The sequence below is a fragment of the Rhizobium cauense genome (assembly GCF_019511525.1).
GTDB classification, from domain to species: domain Bacteria; phylum Pseudomonadota; class Alphaproteobacteria; order Rhizobiales; family Rhizobiaceae; genus Rhizobium; species Rhizobium cauense.
Genome location: NZ_JAEUAT010000002.1, coordinates 221,293 through 236,742, shown reverse-complemented (window position 1 = coordinate 236,742; position 15,450 = coordinate 221,293). Strand labels below are relative to the sequence as shown.

17 protein-coding genes are annotated in these 15,450 nt (G+C 60.0%); 10 read left to right on the top strand and 7 right to left on the bottom strand.

All coding sequences use genetic code 11. The features are described 5' to 3' along the window. Window positions 1-54: 54 nt before the first annotated feature. The 3 genes from JNB88_RS04300 to JNB88_RS04290 all read right to left on the bottom strand — a co-directional run bounded on the left by JNB88_RS04300 (window position 55) and on the right by JNB88_RS04290 (window position 4,043). On the bottom strand, window positions 55-1,218 hold the full coding sequence (locus JNB88_RS04300; RefSeq protein ID WP_220354436.1) for an alpha-D-ribose 1-methylphosphonate 5-triphosphate diphosphatase: 1,164 nt from the start codon (window positions 1,216-1,218) through the stop codon (window positions 55-57). Window positions 1,219-1,314: 96 nt separating this feature from the next. Continuing rightward, window positions 1,315-1,908 (bottom strand): NUDIX domain-containing protein, encoded by a 594-nt coding sequence (locus tag JNB88_RS04295; RefSeq protein ID WP_220354435.1) that lies wholly within the window; start codon window positions 1,906-1,908, stop codon window positions 1,315-1,317. After that, window positions 1,905-4,043, bottom strand: a complete 2,139-nt coding sequence (locus tag JNB88_RS04290) for a molybdopterin-containing oxidoreductase family protein (RefSeq protein ID WP_220354434.1) — start codon at window positions 4,041-4,043, stop codon at window positions 1,905-1,907. The genes JNB88_RS04295 and JNB88_RS04290 overlap by 4 nt, the downstream gene beginning before the upstream one ends. An 83-nt stretch (window positions 4,044-4,126) precedes the next feature. On the opposite strand from JNB88_RS04290, the gene JNB88_RS04285 reads away from it, so the two are divergent. After that, window positions 4,127-4,996 carry a 23S rRNA (adenine(2030)-N(6))-methyltransferase RlmJ gene (locus JNB88_RS04285; protein WP_220354433.1) on the top strand — a complete coding sequence of 290 codons (870 nt, stop codon included), beginning with the start codon at window positions 4,127-4,129 and terminating at the stop codon, window positions 4,994-4,996. Window positions 4,997-5,054: 58 nt separating this feature from the next. Then, window positions 5,055-5,651, top strand: a complete 597-nt coding sequence (locus JNB88_RS04280) for a glutathione S-transferase family protein (RefSeq protein ID WP_220354432.1) — start codon at window positions 5,055-5,057, stop codon at window positions 5,649-5,651. On the opposite strand, the gene JNB88_RS04275 is transcribed toward JNB88_RS04280, so the two are convergent. Continuing rightward, window positions 5,642-6,547, bottom strand: a complete 906-nt coding sequence (locus JNB88_RS04275) for a LysR family transcriptional regulator (protein WP_220354431.1) — start codon at window positions 6,545-6,547, stop codon at window positions 5,642-5,644. The two genes, JNB88_RS04280 and JNB88_RS04275, sit on opposite strands and share 10 nt — an antisense overlap. 113 nt (window positions 6,548-6,660) lie before the next feature. Between JNB88_RS04275 and JNB88_RS04270 the strand changes: the two genes are divergently transcribed. After that, window positions 6,661-7,494, top strand: a complete 834-nt coding sequence (locus JNB88_RS04270; RefSeq protein WP_220354430.1) for an oxidoreductase — start codon at window positions 6,661-6,663, stop codon at window positions 7,492-7,494. A gap of 69 nt (window positions 7,495-7,563) precedes the next feature. Here JNB88_RS04270 and JNB88_RS04265 read toward each other — a convergent pair whose 3' ends face one another. Then, the gene (locus JNB88_RS04265) at window positions 7,564-8,196 is read right to left on the bottom strand and encodes an outer membrane protein (RefSeq protein ID WP_037134630.1); all 633 of its coding nucleotides are present in this window, start codon (window positions 8,194-8,196) and stop codon (window positions 7,564-7,566) included. A gap of 363 nt (window positions 8,197-8,559) precedes the next feature. On the opposite strand from JNB88_RS04265, the gene JNB88_RS04260 reads away from it, so the two are divergent. From JNB88_RS04260 to JNB88_RS04240, 5 genes are all read left to right on the top strand, one after another. Then, window positions 8,560-9,327: an SDR family oxidoreductase gene (locus JNB88_RS04260; protein ID WP_037134823.1), complete on the top strand. Its 768-nt coding sequence runs from the start codon at window positions 8,560-8,562 to the stop codon at window positions 9,325-9,327. Continuing rightward, a complete protein-coding gene (gene uvrC / locus JNB88_RS04255; RefSeq protein WP_220354429.1) occupies window positions 9,324-11,363 on the top strand; it encodes an excinuclease ABC subunit UvrC in 2,040 nt (679 codons plus the stop codon). Before JNB88_RS04260 ends, uvrC begins: the two co-directional genes overlap by 4 nt. Before the next feature lie 111 nt (window positions 11,364-11,474). Then, the gene (gene pgsA / locus JNB88_RS04250) at window positions 11,475-12,065 is read left to right on the top strand and encodes a CDP-diacylglycerol--glycerol-3-phosphate 3-phosphatidyltransferase (RefSeq protein ID WP_220354428.1); all 591 of its coding nucleotides are present in this window, start codon (window positions 11,475-11,477) and stop codon (window positions 12,063-12,065) included. Continuing rightward, a complete protein-coding gene (gene moaD, locus JNB88_RS04245; RefSeq protein ID WP_220354427.1) occupies window positions 12,062-12,316 on the top strand; it encodes a molybdopterin converting factor subunit 1 in 255 nt (84 codons plus the stop codon). The genes pgsA and moaD overlap by 4 nt, the downstream gene beginning before the upstream one ends. A 1-nt stretch (window position 12,317) precedes the next feature. Then, window positions 12,318-12,785, top strand: coding sequence for a molybdenum cofactor biosynthesis protein MoaE (locus JNB88_RS04240; RefSeq protein ID WP_220354426.1), 468 nt, complete (start codon window positions 12,318-12,320; stop codon window positions 12,783-12,785). Here the strand turns inward: JNB88_RS04240 and JNB88_RS04235 are convergent, their stop codons facing one another. Further along, complete coding sequence (locus tag JNB88_RS04235; RefSeq protein WP_220354425.1) at window positions 12,786-13,682, bottom strand: branched-chain amino acid ABC transporter permease; 897 nt, start codon at window positions 13,680-13,682, stop codon at window positions 12,786-12,788. It abuts the gene before it with no gap. A 63-nt stretch (window positions 13,683-13,745) separates the two neighbouring features. Here JNB88_RS04235 and JNB88_RS04230 point away from each other — a divergent pair, with 63 nt between their 5' ends. Further along, window positions 13,746-14,297 carry a CGNR zinc finger domain-containing protein gene (locus JNB88_RS04230; RefSeq protein WP_220354424.1) on the top strand — a complete coding sequence of 184 codons (552 nt, stop codon included), beginning with the start codon at window positions 13,746-13,748 and terminating at the stop codon, window positions 14,295-14,297. Next, on the top strand, window positions 14,294-14,797 hold the full coding sequence (locus tag JNB88_RS04225; protein ID WP_220354423.1) for a hypothetical protein: 504 nt from the start codon (window positions 14,294-14,296) through the stop codon (window positions 14,795-14,797). Before JNB88_RS04230 ends, JNB88_RS04225 begins: the two co-directional genes overlap by 4 nt. Window positions 14,798-14,866: 69 nt before the next feature. Here JNB88_RS04225 and ndk read toward each other — a convergent pair whose 3' ends face one another. Further along, a complete protein-coding gene (gene ndk / locus JNB88_RS04220; protein WP_037134611.1) occupies window positions 14,867-15,289 on the bottom strand; it encodes a nucleoside-diphosphate kinase in 423 nt (140 codons plus the stop codon). Between the last annotated feature and the right edge of the window lie 161 nt (window positions 15,290-15,450).

The window sequence follows — 15,450 nt, the reverse complement described above, 5'->3', positions numbered from 1 at the left end:
TCTACGCATATCCATCTCCCGAAAGGCTCCGCTTTCGGGACATATTCCGTGCCCTCAGGCGGCAAGCGCCCGAGGCTGATGCAGCGTGCCGTCGCTGTAGACGAACAAGCCCTTGCGGAAGGTAGCTCGGATGCGGTGCACGTCGCCGGCTTCGATGGCAACCAGATCGGCCTGCTGACCGACGGCAATTTCACCGCGATCGAGGAGACCGGCCGAGCGCGCCGCGTTGCGGGTCGCCATGGCGACGGCGTAAGGCAGGCTCGTGCGCTCGGCGATCTTGAAGATGCCGGGCACGAAGGCCGCAGGATGATAGTCGGCGGCGATGACGGTCAGAAGGCCGGCGGCAGCGGCATCCAATGCGCTGAGATTGCCGGACATCGATTGGCCACGCAGCGCGTTCGGTGCGCCCATCAGCGTCCAGAGACCGCGACGCCGCGCTTCTTCCGCTGCCGGGAGCGTCACCGGAAATTCGCTGATCGTGACGCCGAGATCGTGCATCTGCGCGACCTTCTCAGCGCTATCGTCATCGTGGGAGGCGAGCGACAGCTTGTGCTTCAGGGCGAGATCGACGATCTGCTTCAGCTTGATCTCGATGTCAGGATTGTTGCGCATCTCGATACGCTTGGCGACCATCTCGGCGGCCATCTCCTCGGAGATGGCGCGGCGCTCGGCGATGCTGAGGATGTAGCTCTCGATGTTGTTATACTGGCCCTGCCCTGGCGTGTGATCCGTCAACGAGACCATGTCGACATGGCCGGCATCGAGCAGCCTTTCGAGCGTCGGTGCGGCGCCGAGATTGGTGATCTCGTAGCGCGCATGAACCTTATGGTCGATCAGCAGGTTGTTCTTCAGCCGGCTGATGCTTTCGATTACGGCCGACGTCGTTTCGAGCGAACGGACGTGACCATAGACGCTTTCCGTCGCGAAGGAGACCGCCGCGAATGCGGTCGTGACGCCCGCGGCTGCGAGCTTCTTGTCGAGTTCGTGGATGCTGAAATCGATCGGCATCGGCGCATTCGGACGCGGCGCGATCTCGCGTTCGACCATGTCGCCATGAAGGTCTACGAAGCCCGGCATCAGCAGGCGTCCACCGCCATCGATCGCAGCGTTGGCGACCGGTTCGGGCCTGATTTCGGCAATGACGCCATCCTCGACGCGCACCGAGCCGTGGCTCACGATCTCATCTGGAAGGACAAGAGTAAAATTGCTGAGCCACATTGGTTTTTCTCCAGGCAGGTATTTATGACAGGCGGAGCGCATAGCGCTGATTCATGACATGGCTATGAATGATTGACCCCGCAAATCGGCCAAAGCCTAGCGCAGCGCGCCGCGGTTCATTACCGCCCATTGCAGGAGCGTGATCGTCTTCAGGTCGATGATCTCGCCGTGTTCGATCATCGTTATCGCCTTGTCGAGCGGGACCTCCAGAACCTCGATATCCTCGTGCTCGTGCGCAAGGCCGCCGCCGTCGGAGACGCGGTCAGCAGTGTCGATCGAGGCGGCAAAGAAATGCAGCAATTCCATGCTCGAGCCCGGCGAACTGTAGGCCTTGAAAAGGAAGCGGACGTCACGGACGCGGAAGCCGGTTTCCTCCTCGGCTTCCCGGCGGATGGCCGCCTCCGGGGCATCGCCATCCAGCAGCCCCGCCGGTGCCTCGATGATCCAGGCCGGCTCGCCGTGAAGGAAGACCGGCAGCCGGAACTGCCGCACGAGGACAACGGTGTCGCGTTTCGGATCGTAGAGCAGGATCGTCGCGGCCGGGGTGCGATGGTAGACCTCGCGCTGCAGCCGGTGTGTCTCCCCATCGGAATCGGTATAGTCGATCTGGAAGCCGCTCAGGCGCGTCCAGCCGTCGGAGAGCGTCTTTTCGTCGACGATCTCGGCTTTTGCCTTGTCAAATCTCGTCATGCGACATCCCTGCGCAGCCAGACCTTGTTGTCGTGAACTGCTGCGCCGCCATAGGGCGCGACCGGATCGGCACCCGTCAGCACGTTGATGCCTTCACCATCGACGTGCGCCTTGTTCGGCCAGAGCCCCTCGGCAATCAACACGCCCGGCTTGACCTCATCGGTGACCCGCACATGGATCCGCAGGTCGCCTCGGCTATTGCCGATCCGTACGAGGTCGCCATGCTCGATGCCGCCTGCCGCAGCATCTGCGGGGTTCATCATCAGCTCCGGCCGTCCCTCTTTCTGGCGCGAGGTCTTCGTCTCGGAGAAGCTGGAATTCAGGAAGTTGCGCGCTGGCGACGTTGCTAAACGGAACGGATGCTCCGCATCTGGGACCTCGATGACATCGACCTGATCCGGAAACGCCGGCAATCGCTCGTGTGGTCCGAGAGCGCCGACAGCAGCCGGGGGCTTGTTCGGCGCGGGGCCGTCAACCCAGTCCGGCCGGAAATGGAACTTGCCATCGGGATGCGCGAAGCCCTTGAGGAAATGCGCATCCTCGAAATCCGGCTGGCGATCAAACCACTTGTGTTCGAGGAAATGATCATATCCCGGCAAATTGCTGTCCTGGAGGACACGATCTACCATTTCGCGCGCGGTGAAGCCGAAGCCCGGACGATCGGCAACGCCGAGGCGTTTGGCCAGTTCCTCGATCACGAACAGGTTCGTGCGCACCGTTTCCGGCGGCTCGACGAGCTTGGGGCCGAGCAGGATGTGGTTCTGGCCGCCAGCGCGATAGATGTCATCGTGCTCGACGAACATCGTCGCCGGAATGACGATATCGGCCATCTCGGCGGTATCCGTCATGAACTGCTCATGGACTGCAACGAAAAGATCGTCGCGGGCAAAGCCGCGCTTTACTAGCCGCTGTTCAGGGGCGATGTTCACCGGGTTGGTGTTCTGGATCAGCATGGCCGTCACCGGGCCGCGATGGCGAAGCGCAACGGCATCCCCGGTCAGCGCGCGGCCGATCTGCGATTGGTCGATCATGCGGATATCCGCATCCTTCATCGATTTGCCGGTCAGTTCCGCATTGTTCATACGGAAGATATCGCTGTTGGAATGGAAAGCACCGCCGCCTTCGTATTGCCAGGAACCGAGCACCGTCGCGATAGAAGCCGCCGCATGCATGGCAACCGCGCCATTGCGCTGGCGGGTAAAGCCGTAGCCGAGACGGAAATAGGTCTTCTTTGTCGTGCCAACGAGGCGGGCGAAACTTTCGATCTCGTCGACGGAAAGGCCCGTGATGGCGGCCGCCCATCCAGGCGTCTTCATCTTCAGATGGGCTTCAAGGCCGGCGGGGTCGTCGGCATACTTCGCCATGTACTCACGATCGGCATAGCCGTCGCGGAAGGCGATGTGCATGACGGCGCAAGCAAGAGCCGCATCCGTGCCCGGCTTGACGATCAGCGCCATGTCGGCCTGCTTCATCGTCGGGTTGTCGTAGATGTCGATCACGACAATCTTGGCGCCGCGCTCCTTGCGGGACTTGATCGCGTGGGTCATCACGTTGACCTGCGTCGACACCGCATTCGTGCCCCAGATCACCACGCAATCTGTGCGGCCCATCTCGCGCGGATCGGGTCCGCGCAGCGTGCCGGTCGCCATGGTGAAGCCGGTCCAGGCCGGATTGGTGCAGATCGACGAGAAGAAACCGGAATACCGCTTGGCGTGGCGCAGGCGCTCGATCGAGTCGCGCTGAACCCAGCCCATGGTACCGGCGTAGAAATAGGGCCAGATCGCTTCGCTGCCGTCCCTGGCTTCCGCCTTGACGAAGGCTTCGGCGATTTCATCCAGCGCGTCGTCCCAGGAAATCTGTTGCCATTGCCCTGCCCCCTTGGCGCCGGTGCGGCGCAGCGGGTGCATCAACCGGTCCGGATGATAGAGACGCTCGGCGTAGCGCGCGACCTTCGCGCAGATGACGCCCGAGGTATAGCTGTGATCGTTTGCGCCACGCACACGGCCGAGGCAGCCATCGTCGCCGATCTCCACCTCCAGCGCGCAAGTGGAGGGACAGTCGTGCGGACAGGCGGTGTGACCGAGCCTGACATTCGACTTGGCGGATTTGGCGTGAATGGGGGTCGCAATGTTCATGGCTTTTCTATATTCGAACCGGAAACCAGCCAAAAGTCACAAATGACGTCGATCAGGCGAATTCATCACGGGCATCAGCGAAAATGAACTACCGCCACATCTACCACGCGGGCAACTTTGCCGATGTGCTCAAGCACGCCGTTCTGGCGCGGCTCGTCCGCTACATGCAGAAGAAGGATGCGGGCTTTCGCGTGCTCGACACGCATGCCGGTATCGGGCTCTATGACCTCTCCTCTGAGGAAGCACAGAAGACCGGCGAATGGAACACGGGCATCGGCAAGCTTCTGGACGCGGAACTTGCTCCACAGGTCGCCGAGCTGCTTGAGCCCTATCTTTCCGCTGTACGCGAACTGAACCCCGACGGCGGCGTCCGCTTCTATCCCGGCTCGCCAAAGCTCGCCCGAATGCTGTTCCGTCCGCAGGACAGGCTCTCCGCGATGGAATTGCATCCGGAGGATTTCGCGCGGCTGCACCGGCTGTTCGAGGGCGACCATCATGTCCGGATCACCGAACTGAACGGCTGGCTTTCGCTCGGCGCACACCTGCCGCCGAAGGAGAAGCGCGGCATCGTCCTCGTCGATCCGCCCTTCGAGGAGGATGGTGAATACGAGCGCCTGGTCGATGGCCTGGCGAAAGCCTATCGCCGCTTTCCCGGCGGCACCTATTGCCTGTGGTACCCGCTGAAGAAGGGCGCACCAATCAAGGAATTCCACGAGGCGCTGCAGGACCTCGACATTCCGAAGATGCTCTGCGCGGAACTCAGCGTTCGCAGCGACCGGGGGATCACCGGATTGACTGGCTCCGGGCTTGTTATCGTCAACCCGCCCTTCACGCTGAAGGACGAATTGCACGCTCTTCTACCCGCACTCAAGGACTATCTTGCGCAGGATCGATACGCCTCGCACCGCGCATTCTGGCTGCGCGGCGAAAGCAAAGCGACGAAGGACGATTGACCGACTCTTTGCGGCGCGAAATAGTCGTGCCAAAACATGATCATATGGAAGAACGACCATGAAGATTCTTTGCGCACCGACCTCTCCCTATTCCAGCAAAGTACGCATGGCCGCGCGCTATCTGGAACTGGATATCATCGAAATCCGCGTGGACACCAATGCCGGTCCGGCAATCCTTGTCGACAACAACCCGCTAGGCAAGATCCCGACCCTGCTGACCGACGACGGACATTCGATCTTCGACAGCATCGCCATCATGCATTATTTCGGCCGAATGAAGGGCAAGAAGCTCTACCCCTCGAAGAATGGCAAGCGGACGGAGGCTGAAATCCTCGAGGCGCTATGCGACGGGATCTGCGACTGCCTGCTTGCCATCGTCTACGAGCGGCGCTTCCGGGACGACGAAAAGGTGCACCAGCCTTGGATCGACCGGCAGTGGAAGAAGGCTGTCAGCGGTTTGAATCACCTCGCCGTTCATCTGCCGAAGATTGGCAAACGGCTGCACGGCGGCCACTTCGCGCTTGCTGCAACGCTCGGCTACCTCGATCTGCGCTTCAAGGGACAGTGGGAATCCGATCATTCCGAACTCATCGGCTGGCTTCGCGCGTTCGAAAAGAAGTTTGCCGCTTACGACGAGTTGAAGCCTCAAACCTGAGAGCGCCCCCTGTCCGCCTTGACGAAATCGACAAAGGCGCGCAGCGCCGTCGGCAATTGCCGACGGCTCGGGTAGTAAAGGAAGAAGCCCGGATAGAAAGGGCACCAGTCTTCCAGTACGCGCACCAACCTGCCGTCCGCAACCGCCTCCTGGACCTGCTCCTCGAAAAGATATCCAAGTCCACAACCACGCATCACGGCATCCAGAATAATGTCTTGGTCGCCTAGCGTCAGGGGACCGCTGACCTCGATCTCCAGTTCGATGCCACCGCGCTCGAACTCCCATCGATAGAAACCACCACCGGCAAAGCGGTAGCGCACACATTCGTGCTCGCGCAGATCGTGTGGCGTCATGGGGTGGCCCCTGCCCTCGAAATAACTTGGCGCGGCAGCGACCGCAAAACGATGACGTGGACCGATCGGCACTGCGATCATGTCGGCCGCGATGCTTTCGCCGAAACGGACACCGGCGTCGAAGCCGGATGACACCATATCGACCAGCGCGTCATCGATGACGATCTCGACTTCGACGGAGGGATAGACCCTGAGGAACCGGGAGACGAGCGGCAGGAGAACAAGCTTGGTGGAGGCACGCGCCGCATTGATGCGCAACTTGCCATGCGGCTGACCGCGGAAGTTGTTGAGATCGTCGAGTGCAGCATCGATATCGAGAAATGCTGGGCGTATTCGGTCAAACAGCCGTTCACCGGCCTCGGTCAACGCCACGCCGCGGGTCGTTCGGTTGACCAGCCGGACAGCCAACCGCTCCTCGATCGCCCGCAGGGCATGGCTCAGGGCAGACGCCGTAACCCCCAATTCGACGGACGCCTTCCGGAAGCTGCGGTGATTTGCGATTGCGAGAAAGATCGCAAGATCGGTGGAACGGACGCGCTTCATTGATGAATTTTTCTCAGCAAGTCGTGAAATACAGCGTAAATTCTCTCAGCTATGTCAATACGCTACCTTCACTCCGTAAGCAAATCGCAGCACAACGGACAAAGGAGATCGTCATGCGTGTTTGGTTCATCACAGGGGCATCCCGTGGTTTCGGCGCCCTGATCACCCAGGAAGCCCTCAATGCCGGCGACGCCGTCGTAGCGACAGCGCGAAATCCAAAGGGGCTCGAGGAGAAGTTCGGCCATCATGCCAATCTGCTCGCGGTATCACTTGACGTGACCGACGAAACCTCTGCGCACAAGGCGGCGGAGGCGGCCGTCAAGCGCTTCGGCAGGATCGACGTGCTGCTCAACAATGCCGGCTTCGGTCTGCTCGGGGCGGTGGAAGAAGCGACCACTGAAGAGATAGAGAAGCTCTATGCCACCAACGTCTTTGGGCTGTTGAAGGTAACCCGCGCCGTGCTACCGCACATGCGCCGCCAGCGCTCCGGGCACGTCCTTAACGTCTCGTCCATCGGAGGCTATCACTCGCATGCCGGTTGGGGCGTCTATTGCTCGACCAAGTTTGCTGTCGAGGGCCTTTCGGAAGCGCTGGCCGCAGAAGTTGGCCCGCTCGGCATCAAGGTGACGGTCGTCGAGCCAGGTTTCTTCCGCACCGACTTTCTGGATGAGAGCTCGCTGGCCGTCAGCCCGAGCTCGATCGGCGACTACCGGGAAACACCTGTTGGCGCGATGCGGGAATTCGCGGCCGGCCATAACCACCAGCAGCCTGGCGACCCCGCTCGCCTGGCAAAAGCAATGGTCACCTTGGCACATTCGGAAAATCCGCCGCTGCGCATGCCGTTCGGCAGCGATACCGTGGCGGTGATCGAAGCAAAGAATGAATATGTCGCGAAAGAGCTCGCTGCATGGCGTGAGCTTGCCGTCTCAACCGACTTCCCCAACTAGTCGTTCGACGGCTCATCGCACAAAAAAAGCCGGGCTGAAGCCCGGCTTTTTCGGTGTTCGACATTCGGCTTAGAACTTGACGCCGATACCAACCTTGACGCTGTGTTCGTCGTAGCCGCGCGAGACGTTCGCGCCGCCGATGTTGAAGTCGCCACTCTGGTAGTCGGTGTAGCGATATTCCACACGCGCCGTGATGTTGTTCGTCACGAAGGTTTCCGCACCAGCACCGACCGTGTAACCGAACGAGGTGTCGGTGTCAGAGCCAGCAGCGTTGCTGAACTTGTTCTTCGTGGCAGCAAGACCGGCCGTGCCGTACAGCAGGAACGGGTTCAGATCGTAGCCGATGCGGCCGCGGATCGAGCCGTTGACTTCGTTCTTGCCCTCACCGTTGCCGGCAGCGCCATCAGCGCCGGAATAGCCGATGTCGGCTTCAGCACCGTAAACGATCTGGCCGGCCTGCCAGTTGTAACCGGTATAGATCTGGCCGCCGAGAGCACGAGCGTTGTACTTGTCGCCAAAGCCGCCCAGGTTGTAGGTGCCAGCGCCACCGAGATAGAAGCCCTGCCAGTTGGCTGCCGGAGCCGGCTCGTTCTGAGCAACCGGTGCTTCCGGGATCTGATCAATCGCGTCTGCTGCATAAGCGGCGGAAAAACCACCAAGGGCAACGGTCGAAACCAACAGGCTGGCAATAAACGTACGCATACTCGTCTCCTTTTCAGACCCGCGCCCTTCGTCAACTGTCCTACGGCGAAGCATTCGCGGGCTATTACAAATGTCCCTTGCGGTTCGAGAGAGAAATTGATGCCCAATTGAGGATTTGAAAGAGCCAAATTGTGATTTGATTGTGGCGCCTGAATGGCTGAAATTCGATGTTGCTTTGTCGCAACAGAATATTTGTTAACCATAACGAATGGTTAAATCATGAATACTTATTTTACGAGATTATATTCTTAAACAATACATACAGTAATTCCGGTGCAATCGCAATCAAAACGCCTATTTATCTCACCTTCTCCCCCGCCTATATAAGCAGCGGACAGAGTTTCGCGGCGAAAAGGCATGATTTTGAACGAGAAAAGACTTCGAACAGCACTCGTGACAGGGGCGGCCAAAAGAATAGGCAGGGCGATCGCTGAAGATCTGGCTGCAAATGGCTTTGCGGTCGCAATCCACGCCAGCCGTTCGATTGAGACGGCCGAGAATTTCGCGGCGGAATTGCGGCAGAGCGGTTCTCGCGCGATTGCCGTACAAGCCGATCTCCAGAAAATTGATGAGACAAGTGACCTGATAAAGAGGGCCTCCGAAGCGCTCGGGCCGATCGATCTGCTGGTCAACAATGCCTCGGTTTTCCACGAAGATTCCGTCCGTCATATCGATGCGGCGGCGTGGGACGAGCATTTCGCCGTGCATGTCCGCGCCCCGTCGATTCTGTCGGCCGGTTTCGCGGCGCAACTGCCCGAGGGGACGGAAGGCCTAATCGTCAACATCATCGATCAACGCGTCTGGGCACTGCGCCCCAGCTTCTATTCCTACACGCTGTCGAAGTCGGCCTTGTGGACGGCAACACAGACGATGGCACAGGCACTTGCTCCACGCATCCGCGTTAATGCCATCGGCCCGGGCCCCTCGATGCCCAGTGAACGACAAGCGCAAGAAGACTTCCAAGCGCAGGTTTCAGCGCTTATCCTCAAGCGAGGGCCGCAGCTCGGGGAATTCGGCAAAACGATTCGCTTCCTCTACGAAACGCCCTCGATCACCGGCCAAATGATTGCCCTCGACGGCGGCCAGCATCTCGCCTGGCAGACTCCCGATGTGGCGGAGATTACGGAATGAATTCAAGAAAGCTGCCGGACGGCGGCATTCTTTACGACGAAACGGACGATGCAGACGACGATATCGAAGTGGAGAGCGACGCCTCCCCGGCTCCGAAATCGGCCGCGATCGATTGGAACGAAGGCGGGCTCAATGAAACCGGCCTTGTCGGCGCGGATCTGATTGCCGAGTTCGTCAAGCGGCTACCGAACAGCCCCGGCGTCTACCGTATGTTCAATGAGGCCGGCGACGTTCTTTATGTCGGCAAGGCCCGCAGCCTGAAGAAGCGCGTCAGCAACTACGCGCTCGGCCGCGTGCACTCCAACCGAATCGCCCAGATGGTGCGACTAACGGCGAACATGGAGTTCGTAACGACTCGCACCGAGACCGAAGCACTGCTTCTGGAAGCGAATCTGATCAAGCGCTTGCGGCCACGCTTTAATGTGTTGCTGCGTGACGACAAGTCGTTTCCCTACATCCTGATCACGGGCGACCATCGGGCTCCGGCCATCCTCAAGCATCGCGGCGCCCGTGCCCGGAAGGGTAACTATTTCGGTCCTTTTGCCTCAGCCGGTGCCGTCGGACGGACGATCAACTCGCTGCAGCGCGCCTTCCTTATCCGGACCTGCACCGACAGCGTCTTCGAGACGCGCACCCGTCCCTGTCTGCTCTACCAGATCAAGCGCTGTTCCGGGCCTTGTACGCACGAAATCAGCGACGAGGGATACGCCGAACTCGTGCAGGAGGCGAAGGACTTCCTTTCTGGCAAGAGCCAGAAGGTCAAGGAGCATATCGCCGAAGCCATGAACCTCGCGGCCGAGGATCTCGATTTCGAACGCGCCGCTGTCTATCGCGATCGCCTGGCTTCGCTCTCGCACGTTTCCAGTCACCAGGGCATCAACCCGGCGGGCGTGGAAGAGGCGGATGTCTTCGCGATCCACCACGAAGGTGGCATCTCGTGTATCCAGGTGTTCTTCTTCCGTACGGGCCAGAACTGGGGCAACCGCGCCTACTTCCCCAAGGCCGACCCGCAGCTTTCCGCTGCGGAGGTGCTCAATGCCTTCCTTGCGCAGTTCTACGACGACAAGCCGGTGCCGAAGCAGATCCTGTTGTCGGAGACGGTCGAGGAAATCGAACTCCTGGCTGCAGCGCTCGGCGAAAAGGCCGGACACAAGGTGTCCATCCTGGTGCCACAGCGCAGCGAGAAGCGCGATCTGGTCGAGCACGTGATCGCCAACGCACGCGAGGCCCATGGCCGCAAGCTCGCGGAGACGGCGTCGCAGTCGCGGCTGCTCGAGGGCTTCAAGGAAACCTTCAAGCTTCCCTATGTGCCGCAGCGGGTCGAAATCTACGACAACTCGCACATCATGGGCACCAACGCAGTCGGCGGCATGGTCGTGGCGGGGCCGGAAGGCTTCGTGAAGAGCCAGTACCGAAAGTTCAACATCAAATCGACGGACATCACCCCGGGCGACGACTTCGGCATGATGCGTGAGGTGATGACACGACGCTTCTCCCGTCTGCTGAAGGAAGAAGGCATTCCCGATCGCAGCCAACCGGCATCACCGGCAGATGCTGCCGACATGCCATTCCCCGCCTGGCCCGACGTGATCCTTATCGATGGTGGACAGGGCCAGATGACCGCAGTGCGCGCGATCCTCGAGGAGTTAGGCATTACCGAGAGTGTTATTGCCATCGGCGTCGCCAAGGGTGTCGATCGAGACGCCGGTCGCGAACGCTTCTTCCCGCCCGGGCATGAGAGCTTCACCCTGCCGCCACGCGACCCCGTGCTCTATTTCATCCAGCGCATGCGCGACGAGGCGCACCGTTTCGCCATCGGCTCGCATCGCGCCCGGCGCAAGAAAGAGATGGTCAAGAACCCGCTCGACGAGATCGGTGGAATTGGGCCGTCGCGCAAGCGTGCACTGTTGCAGCATTTCGGAACCGCCAAGGCCGTCTCCCGTGCAGCTCTCTCCGACCTGATGGCCGTCGAGGGGATTTCAGAGATCGTTGCCAAGCAGGTTTACAATCATTTTCACGACGACGCCGCGAAATAGGTGGCGTCGGTCGCAAATTCCACGCAAAGGCAGCGAAAAAACAGAAAGAATGTTGACGCTTTGCGGTCAAAGCCGTCATCTACCGGCGCATCAATTTCAGAGACATGTTTCATGGCATCGCGCGCATACAGTATACCGAACCTGCTGACCTACGGTCGCATTCTCGCCGTTCCGGCGATCGTGCTCTGCTTCTTCCTTGAAGGAAAGCTTGCGATCAGCAACACCGCGCGGTGGGTGGCGCTATGGATCTTCGTCATTGCCTCCCTCACCGACTTCCTCGACGGCTATCTCGCCCGCATCTGGAACCAGACGTCGAATATCGGCCGGATGCTCGACCCGATCGCCGACAAGCTCCTGGTCGCCTCCATTCTTCTGCTGGTGGCCGCCGACCAGACGATTGCGGGCTGGTCGATCTGGGCTGCAATCACCATTCTCTGCCGCGAAATCCTGGTGTCCGGACTGCGTGAGTATCTCGCAGCCCTTAAAGTCAGTGTGCCCGTCACTCGGATTGCCAAGTGGAAGACGACCGTGCAGCTGGTGGCGATCGCGTTCCTGCTCGCGGGTCCGGCCGGTGACGAAGTGTTCCCCTATACGACAAAGACCGGCATTGGCCTTCTCTGGATCGCAGCGCTGCTGACGATCTACACCGGCTACGACTACTTCCGCGCCGGCCTGAAGCACATCGTGGATGATGAAGAATGACAAAGCTCGTTTATTTCGCCTGGGTGCGCGAGCGAATCGGCAAGGCTGAAGAAGAAATGGCCCTGCCCTCCTCCGTTGTCACGGTTGCCGATCTTCTGAATCATTTGAAGACGATGGGCGAAGAATATGAGACCGCGCTTCAGTTTCCCGACGTTATCCGCGTCGCGATCGACCAGGAGCACGTCGAGCACGACGAGCCTATCGGTGACGCCAGGGAGATCGGTATTTTCCCGCCGATGACCGGAGGCTGAAGTGAGCACCAAGGTCGTGCCGGATATCCGCGTCCAGCGTGAGGATTTCGACCTGCAGGCCGAAGTTGACCGTCTCGGCATGAGCGCTAGCGGCATTGGCGCGATCGTAACGTTCTCAGGGTTGTGCCGTGACGAAGGCGGCAGGCTCGCGGCGCTCGAACTCGAGCATTATCCCGGCATGGCCGAGGCGGAGATGACCCGGATCGCCAGCCTTGCGATCGAGCGTTTCGGGCTACTGGGCCTTACGGTCATCCATCGTTACGGCAAGATAGCGGCGCGGGAGAATATCGTCCTGGTCATTGCCGCGGCCCCGCATCGACAGGCTGCGTTCGATGGAGCGAACTTCGTGATGGACTATCTGAAGACGGCCGCACCCTTCTGGAAGAAGGAGCACGGCAAGGACGGCTCCACCGGTGATTGGATTACGGCCAAGGACGCGGATGACGCGGCGCGCGACAAGTGGAAATAATCAGGGTATCGCCCGCTCCCTTCTGCTGAGGACCAACAGAAGGACCAGCAGGGAGAAGACAACGAGATCACGCCAGAGATACGGACCGTAGGCGCTCCACATCGTCTCGACCACTCCGAGACCAGCGGCACCAGCCGCCGACTTCAAGGGGTCGGAATATCCGCCGACGGCTGCTACCATCAGGACCTTGAGGCCGAACATCAGCCCGGCGCCGAAATCCATAGTGCCGTAGTAGAAGGTCGCGAGAATGCCACATGCAGTGGCGATCAAGCCTGCAGCCGCGTAAGCTACAAGGAAGACCCGGTCAGCGCTGGTGCCGCATAGTTCTGCCGCCAGCGGATCGTCGGTGACCGCGCGCCACAGACGCCCCCAGGAGGTGAGCCGTATGACGGCGACGCCTAGCGCGATGATGGCGCACATCAAACCCGTATTGATGAGCTGGATCTCGGTGAGCGTCACCTTGAACGCCCCATCGTTCCAGAAGACCACGACGCGGTTCAAGAACGGCGAAAGCCACAGACTCTTGGTGTCCGATGCAAGCCTCGCCGTTTCCATCAAAACGATTGTGATGCCGAGTGCCGCGACGATCACGGTGTTGGATGACTGGCGCACCAGCGGCAGCATGATGGAGCGTCCGATCCATACCGCGGCCAGCATCGAATAAACAACCGAGAACAAGGCTCCCAGCACCAGTGCGGCCGGCAGGACAAGCCACAGCCTGTTATAACCAATGTCGGTGAAGAGCAGGAGAATCTGGCCCGAAAACGCGAAGATCGCCCCATAGGTTATATCGGCACGCTTGGTGACCCCGAAGGCGACGGCGTACCCAAATGCAAGCGCAGCATAGAGCGCAGCCAGCGGCACCGCGTTCGCCAATTGCTGCAGCAGATAGGCCATGAGAAGCTCCCGATTGCAGAAATCATAACTAGCAAAACTTATTTTACCAGTTATATTTTCGGAATGAGTTTTGCCTGGACCCCTCACCGCTTTTCCGGAGGCGCGTTGGCACTGGATGTGGCCAACAGCGTCGTGCTTCGGCATGACGAGGCGCGACGGATCGACCGTTTCGACGCACCGGCCCAACTTGAGGCCTTTCCGCAAGCTGCCGCCGCATTCTGCGCCGAGCGCGCGCTCTTCGGTGATATTATCGGCCCAGCACCAAGCAACCGGTCGAACTTCCTGGAACTGCGAGAGGCGATTGACAGGTATTTCCGGGCTCGTGTCTCAGGCGAAATCGATGATCGGTTGCTCGTCGACCTCCTGGAGGCGCTGGCGCGTACGTTGCGAGGCGCCAACGGAGAAAACGGCCTCGATGCAGCAACCGCGCATTCGGTGTTGCGGCTGATCGCCATGCCGGATCCCGAACGCATGAAGATCTGCAGCAATTGCGGCTGGCTCTTCATCGACCGCAGCAAGAACCGGAGCCGCGCCTGGTGTGACATGGCGGTGTGCGGCAATCGCGCCAAGGCGAGCCGCCACTATCGCCGGAGGAAAGAGGAGGAAGCGCCATGAAAGTATTGTCGATGGCCGTTCTCGTTGCAGCCGTAGTGCTGACGGGATGCCAGCGGGAGACCGACAAGCTGGTAGAGATCAGTGGCCGCGTCTTCGTTTTCAACTACAGGATAGCAGTTGCGACCTATGTCGTAACCTTGAACAAGAAGGCACCAATCCCGGAAGGTACGGTTGCCATCGCAGAATTCGAGAACCCGGCAGGCGGCGACGTGCTGGTCACCAACGAAAAGATCTATCCGTTCTGGGACAAGATCACGCTTCAGAGCCCGGCAATTCATTGCGTGAAGAAAGATAAGCCTTACGCCGTGAACGTTCGTCTTGTCGACACCAAGGGAGAGACCCTGCAAAGCCTGAAGACCGAAGTGATCTCCAGCCTCGACCAATCGGCCATGCCGGGCAAGCCGCTGGTCATTGGGCCGCTCTACACAAAGAACCCTGAAGTCTTCAAACCAGACGGCACCGTGGACTACGACTCCGCTGCCACCTGCCCTTCAACGTAAGAAGCCGGAGCAGAGCCCCGGCTTTCAGAGTCAATTCAAAAGCTTCAGCGGTTTTGCTGAGAGCCTGAATCAGCCGACGATTTCGGTGTCGGAGAACCAGTACTTGATTTCCTGAGCAGCGGTTTCCGGAGCGTCCGAGCCATGAACCGAATTTTCGCCGATCGACAGAGCGTGCGTCTTGCGGATCGTGCCTTCGTCGGCGTTTGCCGGGTTGGTCGCGCCCATGACTTCGCGGTTCTTGAGGATGGCGCCTTCGCCTTCCAGAACCTGAACGATGGTCGGGCCGGAGGTCATGCCTTCGACCAGCTCGCCGAAGAACGGACGTTCCTTGTGAACAGCGTAGAAGCCTTCAGCTTCGCGCTTGCTCATCCAGACGCGCTTGGAAGCGACGACGCGCAGGCCGGCATCTTCGAGCATCTTGGTGATAGCGCCCGTCAGGTTGCGCTTCGTTGCGTCCGGCTTGATCATCGAGAAAGTGCGTTCAATCGCCATGGGTCGAATTCCTTTATTCCGTGGGAAAAGTGGGCGGTGTTTACCCGCCTGATAGCCTGAAAACAAGTGGGCACTGGCAATTTCACGCCGCTGTCATGTAGCGACCACCCCTGGCCCCGCGGGTGCGATGCCTGTTACTGCACGATATCGCGTCCGCTTAG